Annotated in this window: 15 protein-coding genes; 7 read left to right on the forward strand and 8 right to left on the reverse strand. The window is 73.7% G+C overall.

The genetic code is table 11. From position 1 onward, the window contains the following. Positions 1-307 (forward strand): alpha/beta hydrolase fold domain-containing protein (locus tag ABYE80_RS11645; RefSeq protein WP_372790447.1); only part of this gene is annotated, 307 nt, incomplete at its 5' end. Positions 308-322: 15 nt separating this feature from the next. Here the strand turns inward: ABYE80_RS11645 and ABYE80_RS11650 are convergent. From ABYE80_RS11650 to ABYE80_RS11670, 5 genes are all read right to left on the reverse strand, one after another. Continuing rightward, entirely contained in the window at positions 323-574 is a 252-nt protein-coding gene (locus ABYE80_RS11650; RefSeq protein WP_372790448.1) for a hypothetical protein, read from the reverse strand. A gap of 41 nt (positions 575-615) precedes the next feature. Continuing rightward, positions 616-1257, reverse strand: a complete 642-nt coding sequence (locus ABYE80_RS11655; protein WP_372790449.1) for an MBL fold metallo-hydrolase — start codon at positions 1255-1257, stop codon at positions 616-618. Positions 1258-1290: 33 nt separating this feature from the next. Continuing rightward, positions 1291-1551: a hypothetical protein gene (locus tag ABYE80_RS11660; RefSeq protein ID WP_372790450.1), complete on the reverse strand. Its 261-nt coding sequence runs from the start codon at positions 1549-1551 to the stop codon at positions 1291-1293. Positions 1552-1651: 100 nt separating this feature from the next. Next, positions 1652-2299, reverse strand: coding sequence for a metallophosphoesterase (locus tag ABYE80_RS11665; RefSeq protein ID WP_372790451.1), 648 nt, complete (start codon positions 2297-2299; stop codon positions 1652-1654). After that, positions 2299-3252 carry an aldo/keto reductase gene (locus ABYE80_RS11670; protein ID WP_372790452.1) on the reverse strand — a complete coding sequence of 318 codons (954 nt, stop codon included), beginning with the start codon at positions 3250-3252 and terminating at the stop codon, positions 2299-2301. Before ABYE80_RS11670 ends, ABYE80_RS11665 begins: the two co-directional genes overlap by 1 nt. A 46-nt stretch (positions 3253-3298) precedes the next feature. Between ABYE80_RS11670 and ABYE80_RS11675 the strand changes: the two genes are divergently transcribed. From ABYE80_RS11675 to ABYE80_RS11690, 4 genes are all read left to right on the forward strand, one after another. After that, positions 3299-3976 (forward strand): type 1 glutamine amidotransferase, encoded by a 678-nt coding sequence (locus ABYE80_RS11675; RefSeq protein WP_372790453.1) that lies wholly within the window; start codon positions 3299-3301, stop codon positions 3974-3976. Positions 3977-4063: 87 nt separating this feature from the next. Continuing rightward, entirely contained in the window at positions 4064-5239 is a 1176-nt protein-coding gene (locus ABYE80_RS11680; protein WP_372790454.1) for an amidohydrolase family protein, read from the forward strand. A 49-nt stretch (positions 5240-5288) separates the two neighbouring features. Then, positions 5289-6680 (forward strand): hypothetical protein, encoded by a 1392-nt coding sequence (locus ABYE80_RS11685; protein ID WP_372790455.1) that lies wholly within the window; start codon positions 5289-5291, stop codon positions 6678-6680. Positions 6681-6715: 35 nt separating this feature from the next. After that, positions 6716-6913, forward strand: a complete 198-nt coding sequence (locus tag ABYE80_RS11690; RefSeq protein ID WP_372790456.1) for a hypothetical protein — start codon at positions 6716-6718, stop codon at positions 6911-6913. A gap of 19 nt (positions 6914-6932) precedes the next feature. Here the strand turns inward: ABYE80_RS11690 and ABYE80_RS11695 are convergent, their stop codons facing one another. From ABYE80_RS11695 to ABYE80_RS11705, 3 genes are all read right to left on the reverse strand, one after another. Then, on the reverse strand, positions 6933-7349 hold the full coding sequence (locus ABYE80_RS11695) for a hypothetical protein (RefSeq protein ID WP_372790457.1): 417 nt from the start codon (positions 7347-7349) through the stop codon (positions 6933-6935). 65 nt (positions 7350-7414) lie between these two features. Further along, entirely contained in the window at positions 7415-7831 is a 417-nt protein-coding gene (locus ABYE80_RS11700) for a hypothetical protein (RefSeq protein ID WP_372790458.1), read from the reverse strand. Continuing rightward, a complete protein-coding gene (locus ABYE80_RS11705) occupies positions 7828-8226 on the reverse strand; it encodes an ATP-binding protein (RefSeq protein ID WP_372790459.1) in 399 nt (132 codons plus the stop codon). The genes ABYE80_RS11700 and ABYE80_RS11705 overlap by 4 nt, the downstream gene beginning before the upstream one ends. A gap of 184 nt (positions 8227-8410) precedes the next feature. Between ABYE80_RS11705 and ABYE80_RS11710 the strand changes: the two genes are divergently transcribed. Beyond that, positions 8411-9184 carry a SigB/SigF/SigG family RNA polymerase sigma factor gene (locus ABYE80_RS11710; RefSeq protein WP_372790460.1) on the forward strand — a complete coding sequence of 258 codons (774 nt, stop codon included), beginning with the start codon at positions 8411-8413 and terminating at the stop codon, positions 9182-9184. Positions 9185-9297: 113 nt separating this feature from the next. After that, positions 9298-10008: NAD(P)/FAD-dependent oxidoreductase (locus ABYE80_RS11715; RefSeq protein WP_372790461.1), on the forward strand; the 711-nt coding region annotated here is incomplete at its 3' end.

The following is a 10008-nucleotide window of genomic DNA, read 5'->3' on the forward strand; positions in this document are numbered from 1 at the left end:
CGGCTGCTACCTGCCGCACGCGCCGCGCCGTCACGACCCGCGCGCATCGCCGCTGCTCGCCGACGATCTCTCGGGTCTGCCGCCCGCCTACGTGGCGACCGCCGGGTTCGATCCGCTCCGGGACGAGGCCGAGCAGTTCGCGGACCGCCTGCGCGACGCGGGCGTCGACGTCGAACTGCGACGCCACGACGACCTGATCCACGGCTACGCGAACCTCACCGGGATCAGCCGCGCCGCACGCGCGGCGATGGACGAGGCGGCCAAGGCCCTGCGGACCGCGCTGCTGCGGTCGCCCAGTCGACGCTGACCCGGTCCGGCTCGTTCAGGCCGAGGGCGGGGGCACCGGATCGCGATCCGGCTTGCGGTCCAGCGCCCGGCGTCGCATCAGGCTGCCGAGCCCGAGGAACAGGAAGGCCAGGACCAGCAGCGCCATTCCGATCACCGTGAGGGGGCCGGTGTCCAGCACGAGCCCCAGCAGGAGCAGCACCGCGGGCACGGTCACCATCAGCAGCGCCATCTGGAACGGGAACTCGGAGGTCCCGCCGGGGGTTCGCATGTCCGAGCGCGTGGGCATACGGGGTGCGTACCCCCGACGCACCCCCGGTGAAACCGCGATCAGTGCGGCAGTTTGGCGACCGCGGCGGCGAAGGCCTCCGGATCGCGCAGCGGCTTGCCGTGCCCGAAGCACACGAGCGCGGGCTCGAGCGCCGCGAGGCGCCGGGCCGATTCGCGGTTGCGCGCCGGGTCCGGGCTGACGACGGGGAACGGCTCGCGGATGCCGCCCCGCAGCGTGAAGGGGTTGTACCCCCACATGACGTCGCCGCAGACGAGGGTGCGGTCGGACTCGCGCCAGTAGGAGACGTGTCCCGGCGAGTGCCCCGGCGTGTCGAGCACGGTGAACCCGGCGACCTCGTCGCCCTCCTTCAGCGCTCGACCGACCGGGTGCCTGCGCGCTGCGGGCAGCATGCGTCCGCCGAGCCCGACCATCTTGCCGGCCTCCACCGCCTCGACGTCCGCGGCGCCGCACCACAACGGGATGCCGAGCGTGGTGCAGATCGCGTGGCTCGACCCGTAGTGGTCGAAGTGCGCGTGGGTCAGGGCGTGCGCGGTCAGCGTGTGCCCGGCGGTCTGCTTGAGGATGCGCCGCCGGTCCAGTGCGCCGCCGGCGTCGATCAGCACGTCGCCCAGGACGTACACGTTGATGTTGTTCGGCGGGAAGCCCTTGAGCTGCCACACCCCATCCGCGAGCTGCTGCATGGCGCGCCACCTTAGCGGCGGCGCACCGGATGCCTACGCCTCGTCCTCCGGGTGGACGTCGTCACCCTGCGCGTGCTCGTCCTGCGGGTCGCGATCGAGCTCGTCGCGGGCGTCGCGCATGATCGGCTGCGTCGAGTGCTGGTCGCTGTGGGACGCGTGGTCGACGAGCAGCTCCTCGGCCTCCTCGAAGCCCTCGGCGACACCACCTCCCGCCTCGTCGACGGGCCGTTTCTCCGCGGCCCGCCGTCGGGCGAGACGCTGCTCCTCGGTCAGGTACTCGTCGTCTTCGAACATGGGGGTGTCCTTTCCGGTCCGGGTGGCGCTGAACCATCGTCGCCGCCCGTCCCAGCGTGATGCCTGGGCCCCCTCCCCGCAACCGGCGGCGCGGGCGCCCTCACAGGTCGAAGAGCACGAAGGGCTCGTCGACGAGCGCGTACTGCAGGTCGACCGCCGCGACGTTGGCGAGCGTGGTGGCGCCGTCCGTCCACCGTCCGCGACCCTCGTGGATGTGGCCGAAGATGGCCAGGCGGGGCTGCACCGACCGCACGACCTCCAGGGCGGCGCGGGACCCCACGTCCATGCCGGAGCTCGTGTGATCGCCGAACCCGGCGGGCGGACCGTGCGTGAGGAAGATGTCGGTGTCCGCCGGGACGGTCGCGTACCGCTCACGCAGGAACCGCTCCTCCACGTCGCCCTTCGGCGCGTTGAACGCCCAGTCGAAGAACCACGGCGTCCAGGGAGAGCCCCAGAAGCGCAGCCCGGAGACGGTTGCCGCCTCGTCGTTCAGGTACGTCCACGGCAGGTCTGTGGGCACCGTCTCGGGCGCGCGCTCGAACACGAAGTCGTGGTTGCCGGCGATGCCGACGACGTGATCGGTCGGAGCCGACGCCAGCCACGCGCGGAACGTGGTGTCGAGCCAGGTGGCCTGGTGCTCCAGCGCATGGTCGTGAGCCGGCGTGACATCACCCCCGATGACCAGGACGTCGCACTCCGGGATCGGGGGCAGGTGGCCGTGGAGGTCGGCGATCGCGGCGATGCGCATCAGGCCGAGGCGGTGTCGAGGGCGGCCAGGTCACCCGGGGCCAGCTCCAGGTCGGTCATGCCGAGGAAGTCCTCGAGCTGCTGCACCGACCTCGCGCTCGCGATCGGGGCGACGACGGTGTCCTGTCGGCGCAGCCAGGCGAGGGCGACGCTCGCGGGCGTGGCGCCGTGGGCCGCCGCGACGCCCCGCAGCGCCTCGAGCACCTGCCACGAGCGCTCCTGACCGCCGTAGACCTTCATGACGCCCTTGGCCCGGGGCGTCCCCATGTCCGCCGGGACGCTGTCGCGCGCGTACTTGCCGGTCAGGAAGCCCATGGCCAGGCCGTAGAACGGCACGACGGCGATGTCGTGCTCGGCGCAGATCGACCGCAGCTCCGTCTCGAAGCCCGCCCGGTCCAGCAGGTTGTAGTGCGGTTGCAGCACGCGGATCGGGGCGTACCTCTCGCGCGCGACGACCTCGAGCGCCTCGCGCAGCCGGTCCGGCGTGATCTGCGACAGGCCGATGTGGCCGATCTTCCCCTCGCGCACGAGTCGGTCGAACGCTCCGAGGCTCTCGGCGAGCGGCACGTCCTCGTCGTCGCGGTGGGCGTAGTACACGTCGATCCGCTCCACCCCCAGGCGCTGGAGCGAGGCCTCGCAGGCAGCGGTGACCGTCTCGGGCCGCAGGTTCGCGAGGTCCGCCTTGAAGTGCATGCCGACCTTGGTGGCGATCACCATGTCGGCGCGGTTGCCGCGGGCCGCCATCCAGCGACCGATGACGGCCTCGGACTCCCCGCCGGGGTGGTCGGGCACCCACGAGGAGTACACGTCGGCGGTGTCGAGGAAGTTCCCCCCGGCGGCGGCGTAGCGATCGAGGACGGCGAAGGATGCCTCCTCGTCGGCGGTCCAGCCGAAGACGTTGCCGCCCAGGCACAGCGGGTGGACGTCGAGACCGGTGGATCCGAGCGGGGCCATGCGGCGACACGCTATCGCGCGTCCTCGGCGCGCTACGGTCCGTGGCGTGGCCGAGCTCATCGTCCTCCAGCACCGGGACGACGCCCCGGCGGGATTGCTCGGCGCGTTCCTCGCCGCTCGCGACGGCCTCACGGTCCGGACGGTGCGCGTCGACCGCGGTGAGCTGCGCTCGCTCGACGACGCCACGACGCCGGCACCCGAGCGCATCGTCGTCCTCGGAGCCGACGCCTCGGCAGTGGGGGCCGGTTCCCGGCCGTGGGTCGGCGAGGAGATCGCGCTGCTGCGACGCGCCGCGCTGCGTGGTGTCCCGATCCTCGGGATCTGCTTCGGGGCGCAGGCGCTCGCCACCGCGCTCGGCGGCGGCGTCCACCGGCTCGACCGCCCGCAGATCGGCTGGAGCACGGTGACGACGAGCGACCCGCAGGCGCTCCCGGCAGGTCCGTGGCTGTCCTGGCACGAGGACGCGGTGTCGCCACCGCCCCGCGCGGTCGTCCTCGCCCACGACGAGGTCGGCGTTCAGGCCTTCGGCGCCGGCCCGCATCTGGCCGTGCAGTTCCACCCCGAGGTCACGCCCGCCATCGTCGACGGCTGGATCGGCGCCGGTGGCCGGGCCCTCGGCGAGCGCGGAGACGTCCCCCCGGATCTACGGGCGTCGACCGCCGAGCACGCACCCGGAGCGGCTCGGGACGCGCTGCGGCTGTTCGCCCGCTGGCTGGCGCGCTGAGGTTCGGGGCGGACGCCCGCCCGCCTCCCTGCCGGTCCGAGCCACCACACCTCCGGCCCCCGATTCGATGGCGGTAGCGTCCTTCCGATGCTGATCCCCGGCGCACCGCAGGACGACGACATCCTCGAGCTCCGTGCCCGTCACGTGGCGCAGGTGCTCCCGCCGGACGCCCCGTGGTTCGACGCGCACACCCACATCGGCCAGCACGACCCCGACGGCCTGACCGCCACGCCGCAGGAGCTGCTCGCCGGGCTCGACCGGGCCGGGCACGCGCAGGCGCTGGTGTTCCCGATGCACGAGCCCGCGGGGTACGCCACCGCCAACGCCGAGGTCCGGGCGGTGTGCGCCGCTTCGTCGGGGCGTCTGCGATCCCTGGTGCGGATCGACCCCGACCACCCGGACGCGCTCGACGAGGCCCGACTCGGACTGGACGAGGGCGCGGTCGGCATCAAGCTGCACCCGCGGTCCGACGCCTTCCTGCTCCCCCACCCCGTCGTCGATCAGCTCGCCGCGCTGCTGGCCCGGGCCGGTGGCGGGATCCTGCTGTTCCACGCCGGGCGCGGCATCCCCGCCCTCGGGCCGTCCGCGGTCGCGATCGCGGAGCGCCACCCGGAGGTGCGCCTGATCCTCGCGCACACGGGCGTGTCGGATCTCGGCCTGGTCGCCGAGCCCGCGTCGCGCCTGCCGAACCTGTGCTTCGACACGGCCTGGTGGCAGATCGACGACATGCTGCAGATGTACGCGACGATCCCGCCGGGGCAGATCCACTACGCGTCGGACATGCCCTACGGCGGCGGGGTGTTCGCCTCGCTCGCGATGGTCCGCTGCGCCGTGCAGGCCGGGCTCGGCGCTGAGGCGATCGCGGCGATCGCGGGCGGACAGCTGCAGCGCGTCCTGGACGGCCACCCACCGCTGGACCTCGGCCCGGCCCCGGGGGCGGTCGTCCTCGAGGACGACCGCCCCGTCGTCGCCCGCCTGGCCTCGCGCCGCGCGATCTCCTACCTGGGCATCGCCACGCTGTCGTCCTTCCACGGTGGCCCGGTCGACGAGCCGCTCAGCCTCGCGCGCCTGGCGTGTGCGACCGACACCGCCGACCCCGTGCTCGCACTGGTCGACGAGCTCGCCGCGACGGCGCAGCGCCGGATCGCCGCGGCGGAGCCGCCGGTGCCGGGAGCCCCGCCGCCCCTGCCCGGTCACGCGCCGGGGATCGCGGCGCTCCTGGCCGCCGGCGTGGTGGCGGGCACACCGCGCGCAGGGGGCTGATCACCTCCAACTGCGACCCGGCCCTTGCGCGCTGTGGGACGATCTCGGCGTGGGCTGGGGAACCGTCAGGAGGACGATCGCTGCGCTGATCGCCGTGCTGCTCGTCTCGACGAGCGCGGTCGGCGCGACATCCCCGGTCGACGGTGACGTCGACGCCGGGGCGCCGGGGCGCGTCAGCCCGGGCACCGAGGGCCCGGACCTGCTCTACGGCACCCCTCGCGCGGACGTGCTCGCCGGCGGGTTCGGCGACGACCGCATCTCCGGTCGCCACGGGCACGACGAGCTCTACGGCGAGAGCGGCAACGACCGCGTGGACGGCGGCCCCGACAACGACATCGTGCACGGCGGTAGCGGCAACGACCGCGTCTCGGGCAGCTGGGGCGACGACATCGTCGACGGGGGCGACGGCGACGACGTGCTGCGGGGCAACGGCGGGAACGACTTCATCGTGGAGGAGGGGTTCGGCAACGACCGCCTGCTCGACGGCGGCGAGGGCGACGACTACCTCGACGGCAACCGCGGCGACGACCGCATGATCCTCGGTGGGCCGGGCCAGGACGTCCTGCGCGGCGGACGCGGCGACGACCGGCTCTTCGGCGGCGAGGGCGACGACCGTCTCGACGGCGGCACGGGACCGGATCTCGCGGACGGCGGCGAGGGCGACGACTTCATCGTGGCGAGCGGCGCCGCCGACGAGGTGCGCGGCGGTCCGGGCGACGACGAGATCGTGGCCACGGCGGCACGCACGATCGACTGCGGCGAGGGGACCGATCGCCTCACGCTGCGCGCCGACAGCGAGGCGGAGATCATCGCCTGCGAGACCGTGATCCGGCCTCAGCGCGTGAGCCTGCCCACCGACCCGATGCTGTGGGGCCCCAGCAACGCCGGGTTCCGCACCGGCGGCCCGCGAGCGGCCTCCGTCGGCTCCCTGGCCGAGCTGACCCAGAACGTGTTCCGCGGCGGCCCCTACCGCGACCACATCATCGGGACCGACCTGCCGACCGCGGACCTGCCCAGCGCGGACCTCCTGCTCGGGGGCGGCGGCGACGACACCCTGGAAGGCCTCTACGGCAACGATCACCTCGAGGGCGAGGCGGGCAACGACTTCCTGCTCGGCGGGCTCGGGGACGACCTGCTCTACGGCCGCACGGGCCACGACCGCCTGGACGGAGGGGACGGCGACGACCTCCTGGAGGGCGGTCGCGGGCGGGATGTCCTGCGCGGCGGACGCGGGAACGACCGCCTCAACGGCGGGTTCGACAGCGACCGGATCTACGGGGGACCGGGCAACGACCGCATCACCGCCATGGGTGGCGGACGCGACGTCATCGATTGCGGACCGGGCCGTGACAAGGCCTACGTCGACTCGACGGACCGCGTGCGCAACTGCGAGGTCATCGCCCGTTCGCGCAAGCGCGTCATGAAGCGCCATCGCCGCTGAGCGGAACGGCCCGCCGGGAAGGGTACGCTGCGTCCATGGCCAACCATCTCTCCCGCCGCCAGCGCGTCGACCGCGCCTACGCCCTGACGCTCGCCTCCGGCGGGTTCTCCCTCGCCTCCGTCGTGCTGTTCGTGACCGCTGTCGCCGGGGCGACCGGGTTCGGGCTGTTCTTCCTGGCGCTCGTCGCGGCCGCTGTCTCGGTCGCGGCGCTGCGGCGCACCGTGGGCCGCTGACGGAGGCCGCGCGGCCGCGTCAGGTCGCTTCGGAGACGTCCCGCCCGAGGTGGGTGACCACGGCGCGACGGGCCGCCTTCCAGTTGCCGTACCGCTCCAGGATCGAGGAGAGGTCCGGCATCTCGGGTCCGGCGACCCGCTGGTAGTCGATCATCCGCAGGCGCTGCACGCTCGTGCCGACCTCCCGGGCTACCTGCTCCAACGCGCGATCGACCGCCTCGTCGGTGACCGCCGGCGCGTCCGCCCGTCGCGCAGCACTGGCCATCACCCCCGCCGCGCTGCCGGACGAGACCTGGCCCTCGGGGACGTCGTGCCGAGCACGACCGGGTGCCACCGTGAGCCGACAGTGCGGACAGCGCATGGGCCGTTCGGGGTAGCCACCCGCGACGTCATCGGCGATGGCGAGCAGGCAGTGCGGGCAGTGGACTGTGGTCACGCGACTGCGGCGGGTACCCGGAACGCGGAGGCCCAAACCGCAGTGCGACGGCCCTGTGACGATGCTCACGGTCCCTCGTGGACCGTCACCACGACGCGGACGACCTCCGTACCGCCGCGGGCCGGCCGGACCGAGACGGACGTCGCAAGCGCCCGGATCAGGTCTCCGGGGCGTCCGCGGTCCGCACCCAGGATGCGTCCGGCGGCGCCCGCGTTCAGGGGCCCGACCCGCAGATCGAGGCGTCCCGGCACGACGGTCACCGCGAGCTCCAGTTCCCCGCAGGCCGCCACCTCGTGACACCGATCGGCGATGGTCTCGGCCACGAGGCAGGCCTCCTCCATCCGGTCGAGCGGCAGGTCGGCCTGGGCCGCGAGCGCGGCGACGAACCGGCTGACGAGTCCGCGGGCCGTCGGGCCACAGCCGACGACCAGGCGCGCGCGCTCGAGCGACGGCGCCGACCTGCTCGGGGAGGTCACGGTCATGCGCTCGGCGGGAAGGTCATGCGGATCTCGCGGCCCCCACCGGGTGCGAGACCGAAGGACACGTGCTCGGTGAGCGCGTCGATGAGCGTGAGCTCCAGGTGGTCGGCGGACCCGTCGGTCGGGGACGCCCGTCCGGTGCCTGTGTCCCGCACCGCCACGACGACGTGACCGTGGTCCAGGCCGCCGTGGACCTCGAGCAGGCCCCGGGCTCCGTCCGCGTCGGCCCGCATGACGACGCCGATGCACGCCTCCGCCACGGCGAGCCGCACGTCGTCGAGCAGATCCGGGTCGATGGACCACGCCTGCTGCGCGCCACCCAGCACATGCCGCACGACCGCCAGCGACGTCGCTCGCGCCGGCAGGGTCAGGGTGAATGGGTCTTGGAGCGCAGACACGGGTACCTCGTGTTGATCTCCGGTCCGCCGCGCCCTAAACCCGCACCACCCGTCGCGCTTGCGGTACGCCACTTTCCTGCCCCGCCGACGCTTCGTTTGTCGCACTTCGGAGGTTTGGCGCGTTGGCCGTGGAGGGTACCTAGCCGCAGCGGGGGCTCGGACCACGCAGGATGGAGATCGCCACATGAGCACCACGACGGAGCATCGGGAGCAAGAGCTCCTGGAACGATTTCACCAGCACGGAGACTTCACCGCACGTGCCGCGTTCGTCGAGCGGGCCATGCCCCTCGTGCACCACGTCGCCCGCCGCTACGCCGACCGCGGCGAGGCGTACGACGATCTCGTCCAGGCCGGCGCCGTCGGGCTCCTGAAGGCCGTGGACCGGTTCGACCCCGAGCGCGGCGTGCGCTTCTCGACGTTCGCCATCCCCAACATCGCCGGGGAGATCCGGCGGCACTTCCGCGACCGCGGCTGGGCGGTCCGCGTCCCGCGCGACGTGCAGGAGCGCGACGCCCAGCTCACGAGCGCCGGCGAGCGCCTCGTCGCCGAGCTGCAGCGGATGCCCTCGGTGGCCGAGCTGGCCGACGCCACCGGACTCACGCTCGATCAGGTCCTCGACACGCTGGCGGGCGCCCGCAACTACACGGCGGTCTCGCTCGACGCCCCGATCGACGAGGACCGCACCGGCATGGATCGCCTCTGCGACAGCGAGGACGGATACGAGCGGGTCGAGCAGCGCATCGCGCTCGTCGAGGGCCTGCGCGGCCTGCAGGACCGCGAGCAGCGCATCGTCGCCCTGCGCTTCTACGAGGGCCTGACCCAGTCGGAGATCGCCGACCGCCTGGGCATCTCGCAGATGCACGTCTCGCGGCTGCTGCGCCACGCCCTGGACACGATGCGCCGGCGCATCGAGGACACGACCCCTACGACCCAGCGCGCGCTCGCGCCCATAGGCTGACCTCGTCGGGGGGCTACCGACGCCCCCGCTCCCCGGCGAGGTCGGGGTCGCGCGCGGCCGGACCGACCGGCGGACCCGGTTGACCGGCGCCACGACCGGGTACCAGTCGCTCCATGACGACGACCGCCGGCCCCGCAGGCTCCCCGTGGCTCCAGCACCTCGACGACGTCGCGGCCCGGCCGCCGCTGGACCGGTCCACGCGGGTCGACGTCGCGGTGATCGGTGGCGGCATCGTCGGCCTGACGACCGCCCTGCTCCTCGCGCGGGACGGCGTGACCGTCACGGTCATCGAGGCCGCGCGCATCGGGGGCGGGGTCAGTGGAGCGTCCACGGCCAAGGTGACGTCCGCCCACGGGGTGGTCTACGACACGCTGGAACGTCAGTTCGGCGGTGCCGTCTCGCGAACCTACGCCGAGGCCCAGCAAGGGGCGCTCGCGTGGATGGCCGACCTCGTGGCCACCGAGGGCATCGCATGCGACTGGCGCGAGCGCAGCGCCTACACGTACACCAACGACGCCGGTCACGCCGATCGCCTCGAGCGCGAGGAGCAGGCCTCCCGCCGGGCGGGTCTCCCGGTCGCCGCCTCGCTGAGCCTGCCGCGGCCCCTCGAGGCGGTCGCGGGCCTCCAGGTCACGGGTCAGGCCGAGTTCCACCCGTGCCGGTACCTGGCCCGTCTGGCCGATCTCCTGGAGGCCGCCGGGGGCGCCATCCACGAGCGCACGCGCGCGACCGACGTCCAGGAGGGCGATCCGTGCGTCGTGAGCACCAGCACCGGCCACGAGGTGCGGGCCGCGCAGGTCGTCGTGGCCACCCACTTCCCGTTC

This window comes from Paraconexibacter sp., from assembly GCF_041602235.1.
Taxonomy (GTDB): domain Bacteria; phylum Actinomycetota; class Thermoleophilia; order Solirubrobacterales; family Solirubrobacteraceae; genus Paraconexibacter.